The organism is Pseudomonas sp. PONIH3 (assembly GCF_002934345.1).
Taxonomy (GTDB): domain Bacteria; phylum Pseudomonadota; class Gammaproteobacteria; order Pseudomonadales; family Pseudomonadaceae; genus Aquipseudomonas; species Aquipseudomonas soli.
In genome coordinates, this window is sequence record NZ_CP026386.1 from 1,443,008 (window position 1) to 1,458,427 (window position 15,420).

At 63.9% G+C, this 15,420-nt stretch carries 13 protein-coding genes; 4 read left to right on the forward strand and 9 right to left on the reverse strand.

Annotated features, from left to right (window positions below; genetic code table 11):
• Positions 1 to 2 precede the first annotated feature (2 nt).
• A complete protein-coding gene (locus C3F42_RS06575) occupies positions 3 to 3,317 on the forward strand; it encodes a DEAD/DEAH box helicase (RefSeq protein ID WP_104444209.1) in 3,315 nt (1,104 codons plus the stop codon).
• 67 nt (positions 3,318 to 3,384) lie between these two features.
• On the opposite strand, the gene nagZ is transcribed toward C3F42_RS06575, so the two are convergent.
• Positions 3,385 to 4,383: a beta-N-acetylhexosaminidase gene (gene nagZ / locus C3F42_RS06580; protein ID WP_177410847.1), complete on the reverse strand. Its 999-nt coding sequence runs from the start codon at positions 4,381 to 4,383 to the stop codon at positions 3,385 to 3,387.
• Between the two features lie 180 nt (positions 4,384 to 4,563).
• Entirely contained in the window at positions 4,564 to 5,268 is a 705-nt protein-coding gene (locus C3F42_RS06585; protein ID WP_046856397.1) for a TetR/AcrR family transcriptional regulator, read from the reverse strand.
• 209 nt (positions 5,269 to 5,477) lie between these two features.
• On the opposite strand from C3F42_RS06585, the gene lexA reads away from it, so the two are divergent.
• Entirely contained in the window at positions 5,478 to 6,086 is a 609-nt protein-coding gene (gene lexA, locus C3F42_RS06590; RefSeq protein ID WP_023632613.1) for a transcriptional repressor LexA, read from the forward strand.
• Between the two features lie 13 nt (positions 6,087 to 6,099).
• Positions 6,100 to 6,576: an SOS-induced cell division inhibitor SulA gene (gene sulA / locus C3F42_RS06595; protein WP_104444211.1), complete on the forward strand. Its 477-nt coding sequence runs from the start codon at positions 6,100 to 6,102 to the stop codon at positions 6,574 to 6,576.
• A 51-nt stretch (positions 6,577 to 6,627) separates the two neighbouring features.
• Here the strand turns inward: sulA and C3F42_RS06600 are convergent, their stop codons facing one another.
• The 7 genes from C3F42_RS06600 to C3F42_RS06630 all read right to left on the reverse strand — a co-directional run bounded on the left by C3F42_RS06600 (position 6,628) and on the right by C3F42_RS06630 (position 14,851).
• On the reverse strand, positions 6,628 to 6,861 hold the full coding sequence (locus C3F42_RS06600) for a hypothetical protein (protein ID WP_023630868.1): 234 nt from the start codon (positions 6,859 to 6,861) through the stop codon (positions 6,628 to 6,630).
• A 51-nt stretch (positions 6,862 to 6,912) separates the two neighbouring features.
• On the reverse strand, positions 6,913 to 7,434 hold the full coding sequence (locus C3F42_RS06605; protein WP_023630869.1) for a DUF6586 family protein: 522 nt from the start codon (positions 7,432 to 7,434) through the stop codon (positions 6,913 to 6,915).
• Between the two features lie 110 nt (positions 7,435 to 7,544).
• A complete protein-coding gene (topA, locus tag C3F42_RS06610; RefSeq protein ID WP_038705745.1) occupies positions 7,545 to 10,154 on the reverse strand; it encodes a type I DNA topoisomerase in 2,610 nt (869 codons plus the stop codon).
• Positions 10,155 to 10,254: 100 nt separating this feature from the next.
• Positions 10,255 to 10,506 carry a DUF1653 domain-containing protein gene (locus C3F42_RS06615; RefSeq protein ID WP_031314692.1) on the reverse strand — a complete coding sequence of 84 codons (252 nt, stop codon included), beginning with the start codon at positions 10,504 to 10,506 and terminating at the stop codon, positions 10,255 to 10,257.
• Positions 10,507 to 10,584: 78 nt separating this feature from the next.
• Positions 10,585 to 11,760 carry an acetyl-CoA C-acyltransferase FadA gene (gene fadA, locus C3F42_RS06620; RefSeq protein ID WP_023629457.1) on the reverse strand — a complete coding sequence of 392 codons (1,176 nt, stop codon included), beginning with the start codon at positions 11,758 to 11,760 and terminating at the stop codon, positions 10,585 to 10,587.
• A gap of 30 nt (positions 11,761 to 11,790) precedes the next feature.
• Entirely contained in the window at positions 11,791 to 13,938 is a 2,148-nt protein-coding gene (fadB, locus tag C3F42_RS06625; protein WP_038705744.1) for a fatty acid oxidation complex subunit alpha FadB, read from the reverse strand.
• A gap of 475 nt (positions 13,939 to 14,413) precedes the next feature.
• Positions 14,414 to 14,851, reverse strand: coding sequence for a hypothetical protein (locus tag C3F42_RS06630; RefSeq protein ID WP_038705743.1), 438 nt, complete (start codon positions 14,849 to 14,851; stop codon positions 14,414 to 14,416).
• A 110-nt stretch (positions 14,852 to 14,961) separates the two neighbouring features.
• Between C3F42_RS06630 and C3F42_RS06635 the strand changes: the two genes are divergently transcribed.
• Positions 14,962 to 15,405, forward strand: coding sequence for a universal stress protein (locus C3F42_RS06635; protein ID WP_023631394.1), 444 nt, complete (start codon positions 14,962 to 14,964; stop codon positions 15,403 to 15,405).
• The last annotated feature ends 15 nt before the right edge of the window (positions 15,406 to 15,420 follow it).

Sequence of the window (15,420 nt, forward strand, 5' to 3'; positions counted from 1 at the left end):
CCGTGAACGCCGATGTGCAGAAGCTGGTAGCCGAGAATCGGAGCTGGAAGCGCGACTTTTCCGCGGCCACCCTGCAACGTGGCGAGCGCTACGCCGAACAGGGCCTGGTGCAGATCCAGTCCCACGGCGAATCTCGCATCGATTCAACCTGCCGCGGCAGCGGCGGCAATGTCTACCGCCAGCGGATCATCATCACTGCGCGGCCATCCGGGCAATGCCACGTGCGCGGCAACTGCTCCTGCCCGGTCGGCGAAAACTGCAAGCATTGCGCCGCCGCGCTCTACACCCTGGCCAGCAGCTACGGGCGTGGTGCGGCCAGCGGCGAGCAACTGCCTCATCACCTGCAGCATTGGCTGCAGGGCCTGGAGCAGCCCACCCCCAGGCAAGACGGCGCTGAAGACCGGCGCGGGCGCATGGTCTGTTACGAGTTGATGCTCGTCGATGACCACAGCAGCTGCGCGCTGCGCGTGCGCAAGGGTACTCGCGAAGAGCACGGCATCCGCTACAGCCGCATCCATTCGTTATACGAATTGCTTTACGAGCCGCCAAAGTACGTCAAGGAGGAAGACCTGCGCATCCTGCGCCAGCTCTCCGCGCAGAACGCACCCTACGGCCAGGAACGCGGCTACACGCTCAAGGGTCATGAAGGCGGCGAGTTGCTGCAGCGGGTGCTGGACACCGGGCGCCTGATGTTCATCGAAGGGCTGCCGCTGCTGCAACAGGGCGCGGAACGCCGGGCACAGTTCCGCTGGGTTCGCCTGGACAATGGTGACTACCGAGGCATGTGGTACTGCGGCGAGCAGCCGCTCAATTGCATACTGCCGCTGATACCGCTGTTCTATTTCGATATCGATACCAAGGAAGTCGGTACCGTCAGCCACGACCTGGACCCGCATACCGCCCTGCAGCTGTCCCTTGCCCCCGATGTACCGGAACACCTTATCGTGCCTCTCAGCCACAAGCTCAACGCGCTCAACCATCGCCTGCCGACCCCCACCGCCGTGCAGGAAGAACAGCTCGACGGCATCGAGCCAACCCCGCACCTGACCCTCGGCAGCCTCGAATTCAGCGCCTACACGCCCAAGACCGGGCGCATGCAACGCCAGATGCAGCACCGCGCCGCGCTGGCATTCGACTACGACGGCCTGCGTGCAAGCGGCAGCGACGACAAGCCACTCAGCCGCCTGGTGGGCACCACCAGCCAGCGCATCCAGCGCCAGCCACAGGCCGAGCAGGCCCTTCGCAAGGCCCTGCGCGACCACGGCTTCAAGGTGGCCACCCGCCAGAGCAAGGCCCTGCCCGACAGCGCCGGCGAAATGTACCAGTTGCCCGACGACGAAGCCTGGCTGCGCTTCGCCCGCGAGGGCCTGCCGCGCCTGCGCGAGGCAGGCTGGGTGATCGACGTGCACCGCGACTTCGCCTTCAACCTGCACGAGGTCGACGACTGGTATGCGACCATCGAGGAAGCGCCAGGCCACGAATGGTTCGACCTCGAACTGGGTATCGTGGTCGACGGCCAGCGCCACAGCCTGCTGCCAATTGTGCTGCAACTGCTGCGCACCAGCCCGGAACTGCTGCGGCCCAGCGAACTGGCGCGGCGCAATGACGACGAGCACCTGCTGATCGACCTCAACCGCGCCCGCCATGACGGCCCGGCGTTGCGGGTCGCCCTGCCCTACGGGCGCATCAAGGCGGTGATGGGCACCCTGGGCGAGCTGTACCTGCACGACGACGCCGTGGGCCCGAGCCTGCGCCTGGACCGCACCGATGCCGCGCGCCTCAATGACATCGACCACCTGCCGCTGCAATGGGAAGGTGGCAGCCATGTGCGCGACCTCGGCCGGCGCCTGCGCGACGCCCGCGACCTGCAGGTGACGCCGCCCGAAGGCCTGAACGCCACATTGCGCCCCTACCAGCAGCAGGGCCTGAACTGGCTGCAAGCCCTGCGCGAAATGGGCACCGGCGGCATCCTCGGCGACGACATGGGCCTGGGCAAGACCCTGCAGACCCTGGCCCACCTGCAACTGGAGAAGGAAAGCGGGCGACTGGAACATCCGGCGCTGGCGGTGATGCCCACCAGCCTGGTGCCCAACTGGCTAGACGAAGCCCGGCGCTTCGCCCCCGGCCTGCGCGTGCTGGCCTTGCATGGCCCGGGCCGCAACAAGCACTTCGCCAACCTCGCCGAGCATGACTTGGTGCTGACCACCTACGCCCTGGTCCCCCGCGACCTGGAGCCACTGAAGGCCCAGCCCTGGCACCTGCTGGTGCTGGACGAGGCGCAGAACATCAAGAGCAGCACCAGCAAGGCCGCCCAGGCCGTGCGCGAGCTGCAGGCCAGCCAGCGCCTGTGCCTGACCGGCACGCCGATGGAGAACAACCTCGGCGAGCTGTGGTCGATCTTCCATTTCCTGATGCCCGGCTGGCTGGGCGACAGCAAGCGCTTCACCCAGGAATACCGTACCCCGATCGAGCGCCACGGCGACGCCGAGCGCATGGCCCACCTGGCCAGCCGCATCCGCCCGTTCCTGCTGCGCCGCACCAAGGAACAGGTGGCAACCGAACTGCCGGCCAAGACCGAGATGATCCACTGGGTCGAGCTCAGCGACGCCCAACGCGACACCTACGAGGCGCTGCGGGTGGCAATGGACAAGAAGGTCCGCGACGAGATCGCCCGCAACGGCGCCGCGCGCAGCCAGATCGTCATCCTCGACGCACTGCTCAAGTTGCGCCAGGTGTGCTGCGACCTGCGCCTGGTCAAGGGCACCGAGGCCAAGGGTTCGTTCGCCGACAAGGGCAAGCTGGGCAGCCTGCTGGAGATGCTCGAGGAGTTGCTCAGCGAGGGGCGCAAGGTGCTGCTGTTCTCGCAGTTCACCTCGATGCTGGCACTGATCGAGTTCGAGCTGGAGAAGCGCGGCATCCGCTACAGCCTGCTGACCGGCGACACCCGCGACCGTCGCGCCCCCGTGCAGCAGTTCCAGAATGGCGACAGCGAGGTATTCCTGATCAGCCTCAAAGCCGGCGGCACGGGGCTTAACCTGACCGCCGCCGACACCGTGATCCACTACGACCCGTGGTGGAACCCGGCCAGTGAAAACCAGGCCACCGACCGCGCCTACCGCATCGGCCAGGACAAGCCGGTGTTCGTGTTCAAGCTGATCACCCGGGGAACGGTGGAAGAGAAGATCCAGCAGTTGCAGCAAGAGAAGGCGGCACTGGCAGCCGGGCTGCTCGATGGCGGGCAGGCCGGGCAATGGCGGTTGGGGGATGAAGAGATCGAGGCGCTGTTCGCGCCGCTGCCGGGTAAACGAAGCAAGTAGAAGCCCGCTGCCACTAACCCTCAGGGCTTCGTGGCAGCGGGCTTGCCCCGCGAGAAGGCCAGCGAGGTCAGTCGACCAGCTGGGCTTCCTTCAACGCCCCCAGCGCCTCCAGCCAACGCGGCTGCTGGCGGTAATCGGTACGCGCAAAGCCCTGCCCGCGCATCCGTGCAATCCGCGGCGACGGCTTGACCTTCATGCGCTGCGCCGCGCTCAGCGCCAGCTCGGCCGAAGCCCGGTCATTGCACACCAGGCCCATGTCGCAGCCCGCGCTCAGCGCGGCCTCGATGCGGCTGGCGGCATCGCCCACCACGTGGGCGCCAGCCATGGACAGGTCGTCGCTGAAGATCACCCCGTCGAAGCCCAGCTCGCCGCGCAGGATGTCCTGCAGCCAGCGCCGGGAAAAGCCGGCAGGCTGGTTGTCGACCTGCGGGTAGATCACGTGGGCCGGCATCACCGCCGCCAACTGGCCGCTCAGGCGGGTGAACGGCACCAGGTCGGCTGTGCGCAGCTGTTCCAGGCTGCGCTCATCGACCGGGATCGCCACATGGGAATCGGCCTCGGCCCAGCCGTGACCGGGGAAATGCTTGCCACAGGCGGCCATGCCCGCGGCATTCATACCACGGATGAAGGCGCCGGCCAGTTCGGTAGCCCGCTGTGGATTGCCTTCGAAGGCACGGCTGCCGACCACCGCACTGCGCTGATGGTCGAGGTCCAGCACCGGGGCAAAGCTCAGGTCCAGGCCTACCGCCAGCACCTCGGTGGCCATCAGCCAGCCGCACTGCTCGGCCAGGTATTCGGCATTGGCGTTGTCGGCGATGGCGCGCATGGCCGGCAGGCGCACGAAGCCCTGGCGCAGGCGCTGGACCCGCCCGCCTTCCTGGTCCACGGCGAGGATCAGCTCGGGACGGATGGCGCGGATCGAGGCGCACAACTCGCGCACCTGGCGCGGGCTGTCGATGTTGCGGGCAAAGATGATCAGGCCGGCCACTTCGGGCTGGCGCAGCAGATGGCGGTCTTCGGCGGTCAGCCATTTACCGGCGATGTCCACCATCAGGGAGCCTTGCAGGCTGGCAGTCATAGGGAGTCCTTCATTGGAGATCCGGAGGTCGCGCAGACGCACGCACACATCGGACAACGCGGTGTCCGATGGTTCAGTGGCGAAGCTGCCGTGCTGACGGGAATTGCGGCGGGGGCGAATTCAGGCATGGGCGCTAGCTTAGCGCAAGCGCCCTGCCCCGCCCAGTGCTCAGGCCTTGGCGGGCGCGCCGGACTTGCTGCGTGGGCGCAACTGCGCCGCGGCCATGGCCTGGTCGGTGACACCGCTGTCGGCACGCATGCCTGCGGCCAGAAACGGCACCATCAGGCGCATGACCTGCTCGATCGAGGTGTTGATTCCGAAGTCGGTTTCGGCGATGGCGCGCAGCGCCTTGATACCCGACATGCTGAACGCCGCGGCGCCGAGCATGAAGTGCACGCGCCAGAACAGCTCCAGTGGCGGAATGCGCGGCGCGGCCTCGTTGACCAGCAGCATGTAGCGGCGGAACACCTTGCCGTACATGTCTTCCAGGTAACGGCGCAGGTGCCCCTGGCTCTGGCTGAAGGCCAGGCCCAGCAGGCGCATGAAGATCGACAGGTCGTTGTTGCTGCGCGGTTGCACCACCAGGGCCTGCTCCACCAGCATTTCCAGCAGTTCCTCGAGCGAGGCCTTCTGCTCGGGACGCGCCTGGTGGCGGTCGAGCTCACGCTCCAGGCTGGCGCAGAAAGGGCCCAGGAATCGGGAAAAGACCGCCTGGATCAGGGCTTTCTTCGAACCGAAATGGTAGTTCACCGCCGCCAGGTTGACCCCGGCCTTGCTGGTGATCAGCCGCAATGAGGTTTCCGCGAACCCGCGCTCCGCGAACAGCTGCTCCGCCGCATCGAGGATGCGCTCAACGGTTTCCGATTGGGCCATGACTACTCCGCCTGACAAACAGTTGTTTGAAACATACGTTTCAAGCCTGATTATGTCAAGGCTCAGTGACTGGGTGGTCGCTCATTTAAACACAGCCACAAGGCATTGAATGCGCACGCTTTGCAGCTGTTGTGCGGCAAGGGTGCTTGCAGCTTGCCAGCCACTGTATATAATCCCAGTCACTGTATATAAAGACAGAGCCCTCGCCCATGCTGAAACTGACGCCACGCCAAGCCGAGATTCTGGCTTTCATCAAACGCTGCCTCGAAGACAACGGCTTCCCGCCGACCCGCGCCGAAATCGCGCAGGAGCTGGGCTTCAAGTCGCCCAACGCCGCCGAGGAGCACCTGAAAGCCCTGGCCCGCAAGGGCGCCATCGAGATGACCCCTGGCGCTTCCCGCGGCATTCGCATCCCCGGCCTCGAGCCCAAGCAGGAGGACAGCGGCCTGCCCATCATCGGCCGCGTCGCCGCCGGTGCGCCGATCCTCGCCGAGCAGCACATCGAGGATTCCTGCAGCATCAACCCGGCCTTCTTCCATCCGCGCGCCGATTACCTGCTGCGGGTGCACGGCATGAGCATGAAGGACATCGGCATCTTCGACGGCGACCTGCTCGCCGTGCACACCACCCGCGAAGCCCGCAACGGCCAGGTGGTGGTAGCCCGTATCGGCGACGAAGTGACCGTCAAGCGCTTCAAGCGCGAAGGCAGCAAGGTCTGGCTGATCGCCGAGAACCCCGAATTCGCCCCCATCGAAGTCGACCTGAAGGAACAGGAGCTGGTGATCGAGGGCTTGAGCGTCGGCGTCCTGCGCCGCTGAACCAGGAGGCGTCATGCAGCCGTTCACCCATGCACCCCAGCAAGCCCAGTTGCCGCTGTTCGAGGCCTTCCTTGCCCAGCCAGTGCTGCCAGGCCTCAAGCCCAGCGAGGCGCCGCGCAAGAGCAGCCAGCCAGAGCTGTTCAGCGAGCTGGCCCTGCGCGGCGCGCCAGGGCACTGCCAGAGCCTGCTGGCGCCGATCCTGCGCGAACTCAGCGAAGAAGACGACAGCCGTTGGCTGACGCTCATCGCCCCACCCAGCAGCCTCACCCAGGCCTGGCTGCGTGATGCCGGCCTGAACCGCGAACGCATCCTGTTGCTGCAACCCGGCGGCAGGCAGACGGCCCTGCAACTGGCCTGCGAGGCGCTGCGCCTCGGGCACAGCCATACCGTGGTCAGCTGGCTGGGCACCATCAACAGCAACGCCCGCCAACAGCTGCAGCGCGCAGCGGCCAGCGGAAACGCACAAAGCCTGAACATCCGCCTCGGCTGATGTTCAGGCTTTGCCTGTCAAACGCTTGAAACCCTGGGCCGCTACCGTGGCTCAGTGAAGGACGCGCGGCCCCTCTTCTCGCTCGAAGTCGCCTTCAACCAGGCGGCCGGCCATTTGCACACCAACGCTGAGCATGGCCTTGGCCACTTCCACATGCTGTCCTTGCAGGAATGCCTTGGCATCCTCGGAAAAATCCAAGGTTACCAGGGAGCCTTCATCTTCGGCGCGGCGCAGCTCGATCCGGCCATCAGGCAACTCGACAATTTCTAGAAAGGACGTTGACATAAAGGGCCTGCTTTTCACGAAAGGCCGTTAGTGTACCAGCCATGGAAGCGCTCAGCACTCACTCAGCGCATCGCGGAATCGTCTCACCAGGCTTTTCAGGTTCTGCCGCCAGGCCTCCAGTTCCTCCCGGGAAAGCTCTGCCGGCTCAGGCTCGTCCAGATTGACGGCCTGGATCAGCGGCTGGGTAACGTCACCCTTCACGGTTTTCTTGGCGACCGGTGGTCGGAACAAATCAGCATAAGCCGCCAGCAGACGTGCCAGCCAGGTTTCCGGCTGGCGGGCGAGCTCCAGCAGCTCGGCCATTTCCGGGATCGCCACGCTCTGCAGCACCTCGTCGCTGAACAGCAATTCCGCCCGTGCCGCCGAGGCCTGGGGCAGGCGGTAGAAGCCGGCGATCTCGTGGCACAGCCCAAGCAGCGCGCCATACAGGTGGAACAGCGCCGACTCGCGCTCGGCCTGGAGCAGCCCCTGGGCATTCAGCGCCTGGCTGTCCGCGGCCTTGGCCATGGACTCCAGCGCGAGGCCGGCGAAGAACAGTTTCTGGTTGGTGCGGGTGTAGAGTTCCTGGGCCATTTCGACTGACTCCTGAAGGCTGCAAGGCGATTGCCTGCAGTTTCAGGGATTGCGCTTTGCTTGTCATCAAATGACTGGGCCTGCGGAGCGGCCCCAGTCACGCCTTCAGATCAGCGCTTGTCTTCGACCTTCCACGCCTTGCCGTCGTAGAACGCCTTCCAGCCGGTAGGCTTGCCGTCCACCTCGGACTGCACGTACTGCTCCTTGGTCTTGCGGCTGTAGCGGATCACCGTCGGGCGCCCTTCCGGGTCCTTCTGTGGCGCTTCGCAGAGGAAGTGATACTTCGGATCGATCTCGTGCTTGTGCGGGACGATCTCCAGCACCAGCGGCGCACGGGTTTCGCGGTTTTTCGGGAACTGGCTGGCCGCCAGGAACAAGCCCGAGGCACCGTCACGCAGCACGTAGGTATCGTCGACCTTCTCGCACTTGAGCTCTGGCATGTCCACCTTGTCCATCTTCGGTGGCGCCGCCTCGCCGCTCTTGAGCAGCTTGCGGGTGTTCTTGCAGCTTGGGTTGGTGCAGCCGAAGAACTTGCCGAAACGGCCGGTCTTGAGCTGCATTTCGCTGCCGCACTTGTCGCATTCCAGGCTCGGGCCTTCGTAGCCCTTGATGCGGTAGTTGCCTTCCTCGATTTCGTAGCCGGCGCAATCCGGGTTGTTACCGCAGATGTGCAGCTTGCGCTTCTCGTCGAGCAGGTAGGCATCCATCGCCGTCGAACAGATCGGGCAGCGGTGCTTGCCGCGCAGCACCAGCGACTCGGACTCGCCCTCGTCGTCGGCGGCGATTTCGTCGCCCGGCACCAGGTTGACCGTCGCCTTGCAACGCTCCTTCGGCGGCAGGCTGTAACCCGAGCAGCCGAGGAACACACCGGTGGACGCGGTACGGATCATCATCGGCCGGCCACATTCCTTGCACGGAATGTTGGTCAGGGTCGGCTGGTTGGCACGCATGCCGTGCTCGCTGGACTCGGCGGTCTGCAACTTCTTGTTGAAGTCGCCATAGAACTCGTCGAGGACGTTCTTCCAGTCACGCTCGCCCTGGGCCACGTCGTCGAGGTTCTCCTCCATGCCGGCGGTGAAGCCGTAGTCCATCAGGTTGGCGAAGCTCTCGGACAGGCGCTCGGTGACGATGTCGCCCATCTTCTCGGAATAGAAGCGGCGGTTGTGCAGCGTGACGTAGCCGCGATCCTGGATGGTGGAAATGATCGCCGCATAGGTGGATGGGCGGCCGATACCGCGCTTCTCCATTTCCTTGACCAGGCTGGCTTCGGTGAAGCGCGCCGGCGGCTTGGTGAAGTGCTGGCTGGGATCGAGCTGGATCAGCTTGAGCGCCTCACCCTGGGCCATTTCCGGCAGCACATCGTCTTCGCCCGGCTTGCTCTGCTGCGGCAGGACACGGGTGTAACCATCGAACTTGAGGATCCGGCCCTTGGCGCGCAGCTCGAACTCACCCGCCACCACGGTGACGCTGGTGGACAGGTACTGCGCCGGCGGCATCTGGCAAGCCAGGAACTGGCGCCAGATCAGCTCGTACAGGCGCTCGGCGTCACGCTCCATGCCACTGAGCTTGGTGGGGTGGGTGCTGACGTCGGACGGGCGGATCGCTTCGTGCGCCTCCTGGGCCCCTTCCTTGCTGCCATAGACGATGGGCGCGGCAGGCAGGTACTGCTTGCCGAACTCCTTCTCGATGTAGCTGCGGGCCATCTCGACGGCGTCGGTCGACAGGTTGGTCGAATCGGTACGCATGTAGGTGATGTAGCCGGCTTCATACAGACGCTGGGCCATCATCATGGTCTTCTTCACCCCGAAGCCCAGGCGGTTGCTTGCGGCTTGCTGCAGGGTGGAGGTAATGAACGGTGCCGAAGGCTTGCTGCTGGTCGGCCGGTCCTCGCGCTTGCTCACGCTGTAGCTGGAGGCCTTGAGCTTCTCCAGCGCGGCCATGGCCTGGGCTTCGTTGAGCGGCTTGAACGCCTCGCCCTTCTCGCGGGCCACTTCGAAACGCACCTTGGCGTTCTTGGCAGTGCCCAGGTCGGCGTGGACTTCCCAGTATTCTTCCGGGTTGAAGGCACGGATCTCACGCTCGCGCTCGACCACCAGCTTCACCGCCACCGACTGCACGCGGCCGGCGGACAGGCCACGGGCGATCTTCGCCCACAGCAGCGGCGAGACCATGTAGCCGACCACGCGATCAAGGAAACGCCGCGCCTGCTGGGCATTGACCCGATCGATATCGAGCTCGCCCGGCTGGGAGAAGGCTTCTTGGATGGCTTTCTTGGTGATCTCGTTGAACACCACGCGCTTGTAGCGGCTGTCATCGCCGCCGATGGCCTCGCGCAGGTGCCAGGCGATGGCTTCCCCCTCGCGATCCAAGTCGGTTGCGAGATAGATGGTGTCGGCATCCTTGGCCAGGCGGCGCAGTTCCTCGATGACCTTCTCCTTGCCGGGAAGGATCTCGTACTTGGCCTTCCAGCCCGCCTCGGGGTCGACGCCCATGCGTGCGACCAGGGTGCGGCGCGCCTTCTCCTTCGGCGACAAGGCCGGAGCCTCGGCCGCGGCCTTGCCGCGCTTGGCCGCCGGTTCCTTGCTCGCACTGGCGGAACCGCTGGTGGGAAGGTCACGGATGTGGCCGATACTCGACTTCACCACGTACTGGCTGCCCAGGTACTTGTTGATGGTCTTGGCCTTGGCCGGGGATTCCACAATGACCAGCGATTTGCCCATGGATCGGAGTATTCCTGAATCTGAAGATGAAAAACGCGTCAGGTGCCGGACGCGGCACCGCTATATATAGTGGCAAAAGAGTGAGGTCAAGCGCGGTCTATCACTCGTGCGCCTTGCCCAGCCGCTCGCCGAGACCCTCTTCGACCTTGACCAAAGCAAAGCGTGGCACCTGCTCGCCGTCAACCTCGACGGACTCCTGGAACATCGAAAGTGGCCTGACCCAGAAGCTGTAGTCACCATACAGGCACTGGTAGAACACCATCCACTCCTCGCTCTCGGAGTGTCGCGCAGCGCTGAAAACACGGTACTCAGGGCCTTTGTAATGCCGGTACACACCAGGTTGTATCTGCATGTCGCTCGCCCTCTTGAACAAATCCTGTAAAAAACAAAAGCCGGGGCACATGGCCCCGGCTGCTGTCCTGCGCCGCGATCAGACGCGTTCGAAGACAGTGGTGATGCCTTGGCCCAGGCCGACACACATGGTGGCGACGCCCAGGGTACCGCCATTCTGCTTCATGACGTTGAGCAGGGTGCCGGAAATCCGCGCCCCCGAGCAACCGAACGGGTGACCCAGGGCGATAGCGCCGCCGTGCAGGTTAACCTTCTCATTCATCTTGTCGAGCACTTTCAGATCTTTCAGCACCGGCAGGGCCTGTGCGGCGAAAGCTTCGTTGAGCTCGAAGAAGTCGATGTCGGCGATGGTCAGACCAGCGCGCTTGAGGGCTTTCTGCGTCGACGGGACCGGGCCGTAGCCCATGATCGCCGGATCCACACCGGCGACCGCCATCGAACGGATGACCGCCAGTGGCTGGATCCCCAGGTCCATGGCGCGCTGGCCGGACATGACGATCATGCACGAGGCGCCGTCGGTGATCTGCGACGAGGTGCCCGCGGTAACAGTACCACCTTTCGGGTTGAACGCCGGCTTGAGCGACGCCAGGCCTTCGAGGGTGGTTTCCGGGCGAATGGTTTCGTCGTAGTCGAAGACCTTCAGGAAGCCGTTCTCGTCGTAGCCCTGCATCGGGATGATCTCGTCCTTGAACTTGCCTTCGACCGTCGCCTTGTGGGCGAGCTGGTGCGAACGCACACCGAACAGATCCTGTTGCTCACGGGTGATGCCGTGCATCTTGCCCAGCATCTCGGCGGTCAGGCCCATCATCCCGGAAGCCTTGGCAGCGTGCAAGGACAGGTGCGGGTTGGGGTCGACGCCATGCATCATGCTGACGTGGCCCATGTGCTCGACACCACCGATGACGAACACGTCACCGTTGCCGGTCATGATCGCCTGGGCGGCGGTGTGCAGCGCGCTCATCGACGAGCCGCACAGGCGGCTGACGGTTTGCGCGGCGGAGGTGTGGGGGATCTGGGTCATCAGCGACGCCATGCGGGCGATGTTCCAGCCCTGCTCCAGGGTCTGGTTGACGCAGCCCCAGATCACGTCCTCGACTTCCTTCGGGTCGACCTTGTCGTTGCGCTCCAGCAGCTTGCTGATCAGGTGCGCGGACATGTCTTCGGCACGGGTGTTGCGGTGCATGCCACCCTTGGAGCGGCCCATCGGCGTGCGACCGAAGTCGACAATCACCACGTCTCTTGGATTCAGGCTCATATCAATATTCTCGCTCTAGCTCGTGGGCGCTCAGTTGAAGAAGCGCTGGCCGTTCTTGGCCATTTCGCGCAGCTTCGCAGTGGGGTGGTACAGCGGCCCCAGGTCGGCGTACTTGTCGGCCAGTGCGACGAACTCGGCGACCCCGATCGAATCGATGTAGCGCAGCGCACCACCACGGAAGGGAGGGAAACCGATGCCGTAGACCAGACCCATGTCGGCCTCGGCGGCGGTGGCGACGATACCGTCTTCCAGGCAGCGCACGGTCTCCAGGCACAGCGGCACCATCATCCAGTTGATGATGTCTTCATCAGTGACTTCACGCTGCTCGAAGATGACCGGCTTGAGCACGTCGAGCACGCTGGCATCGGCGACTTTCTTCGGCTTGCCGCGCTTGTCGGTCTCGTAGGCGTAGAAGCCCTTGCCATTCTTCTGACCCAGGCGGTTGGCTTCGTACAGGGCGTCGACGGCGGAGCGACGATCGTCCTTCATGCGGTCCGGGAAGCCTTCGGCCATCACGTCGCGGCCATGGTGGCCGGTGTCGATGCCGACCACGTCCATCAGGTAGGCCGGGCCCATCGGCCAGCCGAACTTTTCCATCACCTTGTCGATGCGCACGAAGTCGACGCCAGCGCTGACCAGCTTGGCGAAGCCGCCGAAGTACGGGAACAGCACGCGGTTGACCAAAAAGCCCGGGCAGTCGTTGACCACGATCGGGTTCTTGCCCATCTTCTTGGCGTAGGCCACGGTGGTGGCCACGGCCACGTCGCTGGACTTCTCGCCACGGATGACTTCCACCAGCGGCATCATGTGCACCGGGTTGAAGAAGTGCATGCCGACGAAGTTTTCCGGACGCTTGAGCGCCTTGGCCAGCAGGTTGATGGAGATGGTCGAGGTGTTGGAGGCGAGGATCGCATCCTCTTTCACCTGGCCTTCCACCTCGGCCAACACGGCTTGCTTGACCTTCGGGTTCTCGACCACGGCCTCGACGATGATGTCGACATTGCCGAAGTCACCGTAGGACAGGGTTGGGCGAATGGCGTTGAGGGCCTCGGCCATCTTGGCCGGAGTCAGGCGACCCTTCTCGACACGCTTGCCGAGCAGCTTGGAGGCCTCGTTCAGGCCCAGCTGGATGGCTTCCTCGCGGATATCCTTCATCAGGATCGGGGTGCCCTTGACCGCCGACTGGTAGGCGATGCCGCCACCCATGATACCGGCGCCGAGCACGGCAGCCTGTTTCACGTCGTGAGCAATCTCGTCGTGGGCCTTGGCCTTGCGCTTGAGCTCCTGGTCGTTCAGGAACAGGCCGATGAGGCTCTCGGCGACCGAAGTCTTGGCCAGCTTGGCGAAGCCTGCGGCCTCGACTTCCAGAGCCTTGTCACGGCCGAAGTTGGCGGCTTTCTGGATGGTCTTGATGGCCTCGACCGGCGCCGGATAGTTCGGACCGGCCTGGCCGGCAACGAAGCCCTTGGCAGTCTCGAAAGCCATCATCTGCTCGATGGCGTTGAGCTTGAGTTTTTCCAGCTTGGGCTGGCGCTTGGCCTTGTAGTCCAGCTCACCGCTGATGGCGCGCTTGACCAGGTCCAGGGCTCCGGCCTGCAGCAGCTCGGGGGCGACCACGGCATCGACGGCGCCGACTTTCAGGGCGTCCTCGGCGCGGTTTTCCTTGCCGGACGCAATCCACTCGATGGCGTTGTCCGAGCCGATCAGGCGCGGCAGGCGCACGGTGCCGCCAAAGCCTGGGTAGATACCCAGCTTGACTTCAGGCAGGCCGATCTTGGCACTGCTGGACATGACCCGGTAGTCTGCGGCCAGGCACATCTCCAGGCCGCCACCCAGGGCGATGCCGTTGATGGCGACCACGGTCGGCACCTGCAGGTCTTCGAAGTCACTGAAAATGCGATTGGCTTCCAGGTTGCCGGCGACCAGTTCGGCCTCGGGCAGCTTGAAGTTGTCGACGAACTCGGTGATGTCGGCGCCGACGATGAACACGTCCTTGCCACTGCTGACGATCACGCCCTTGACCGAGGCATCGGCCTTGATCACGTCCACGGCCTGACGCAGCTCGTTCAGAGTGAGACGGTTGAACTTGTTGACGGACTCACCCTTGAGGTCGAACTTCAGTTCGACGATGCCGCTTTCAAGAGCCTTAACCGTGATGGCTTTACCTTCGTAAATCATCAACTGATCTCCACGATATGGAAGCTGAACAGTACACGTCGATCGCTGGCAACAAGAGCCGGTTCTACCGGTCCCTCGCCCCAGGCACACCCGTCGACGCGCTAATCGGGATTCTGTAAGAGCCGTCTGACATACAAACGCTCAATTCATACGCCCGTTTGACTTGGGTGTGCACACATTCCCCGAAAAGAACCGCGTTGTCAAATACTCGCGAAGGCCGTGAAAACGCGACTTTCCAGTCATCTTCTACCCTCTGGGTACGAAACATGATGACAGTGATTGCCCTTCATTCATGTCAGCGATAGACCATCCCTGCCGGCACACGTGCTTTTTTTTAAACGCATCCACCCAGGACGGCTACACTGCGCCTGATTGAAAGTATTTCCGGCCTGCCTGGCCTTTTGCTTCACGCTCAAACGCAAAACGGCGCACCGGAGCATGCTTGCTCCGGTGCGCCGTTTTGCCTTCTGCGATTTCAGGCGAGGGTTTGGAGGACTTGGGCAATATCCTGCAAAACAGATTTATCGCCCCGCTCGCTCCAGTACAGAGCAATCATGCGACTGTCGGCCTCGACCTTGTAGACCGTTGCCGGGAGGCGGGCGAATGCCTCGGCCAGGCGCTGATCCTCGCAGGGCTCGCGCCACTGGTTCCACCACACGCCCGGGGTGATCTGCCAGTAGCACCAGCTGTCCGCGCGCCCCTTGCGCCGCGCCCGATGGTACTGCGGACAAGGGCTGGGCGGTTCGTTTTCCAGCCAGTGCGGCCACTGTTGCGGCGCCAACTGCATGGCCAGCCCCATGCGCCGCCCCTCCAGGCGCAGGCTCATCTGCTCGCTCTGTTTGCGCGAAGGGCGCAACCAGGCCAACGGGCTGAGAATCAGCGCAAGGATTGACACCACCAGCCATACCGTCATATCTGTAGACCTTATAAAGCGTTGCAAATGAGCGGGTTAGTCAGGTTTCACGGAAGATCCGCGCGAAAGCGACCATACTTCTACTATCGCGATTGTCAGGAGTACTGCACATGTCCTATGAACATCTTCTGGTCGCTGTCGACCTGACCGAAGAATGCGACCCGGTGATCAAGCGAGCCAAGGCCATCGCCCTGGCCAGCGGTGCCAAGGTCTCCCTGGTGCACATCGTCGAGCCCATGGCCATGGCCTTCGGCGGCGACGTGCCGATGGACCTGTCGCAATTGCAGCAGCAACAATTCGACCAGGCCAAGGAACGCATGGAGCGCCTGTACAACAAGTACCCGGATATCAATCGCGGCGATTCGCACCTGGTCTACGGCCAGCCGCGCCAGGAGATCCACCAGCTAGCCAAGGACCAGCATTGCGACCTGATCGTGGTCGGCAGCCATGGCCGCCACGGTCTGGCCCTGCTGCTGGGTTCCACCGCCAACGACGTGCTGCACGGCGCGCCGTGCGATGTATTGGCGGTGCGGTTGCAGAAGAAGGCCGAGTAATACTTTCATCGCGGG

Excerpts from the sequence above, each read along its gene's own strand:
- fadA (WP_023629457.1), bottom strand. The coding sequence starts at position 11,760 with ATGAGCCTGAATCCAAGAGACGTGGTGATTGTCGACTTCGGTCGCACG.
- sulA (WP_104444211.1), top strand. The coding sequence starts at position 6,100 with ATGCAGCCGTTCACCCATGCACCCCAGCAAGCCCAGTTGCCGCTGTTC.
- C3F42_RS06600 (WP_023630868.1), bottom strand. The coding sequence starts at position 6,861 with ATGTCAACGTCCTTTCTAGAAATTGTCGAGTTGCCTGATGGCCGGATC.
- lexA (WP_023632613.1), top strand. The coding sequence starts at position 5,478 with ATGCTGAAACTGACGCCACGCCAAGCCGAGATTCTGGCTTTCATCAAA.
- C3F42_RS06615 (WP_031314692.1), bottom strand. The coding sequence starts at position 10,506 with ATGCAGATACAACCTGGTGTGTACCGGCATTACAAAGGCCCTGAGTAC.
- topA (WP_038705745.1), bottom strand. The coding sequence starts at position 10,154 with ATGGGCAAATCGCTGGTCATTGTGGAATCCCCGGCCAAGGCCAAGACC.
- fadB (WP_038705744.1), bottom strand. The coding sequence starts at position 13,938 with ATGATTTACGAAGGTAAAGCCATCACGGTTAAGGCTCTTGAAAGCGGC.
- C3F42_RS06630 (WP_038705743.1), bottom strand. The coding sequence starts at position 14,851 with ATGACGGTATGGCTGGTGGTGTCAATCCTTGCGCTGATTCTCAGCCCG.
- C3F42_RS06605 (WP_023630869.1), bottom strand. The coding sequence starts at position 7,434 with ATGGCCCAGGAACTCTACACCCGCACCAACCAGAAACTGTTCTTCGCC.
- C3F42_RS06585 (WP_046856397.1), bottom strand. The coding sequence starts at position 5,268 with ATGGCCCAATCGGAAACCGTTGAGCGCATCCTCGATGCGGCGGAGCAG.
- C3F42_RS06635 (WP_023631394.1), top strand. The coding sequence starts at position 14,962 with ATGTCCTATGAACATCTTCTGGTCGCTGTCGACCTGACCGAAGAATGC.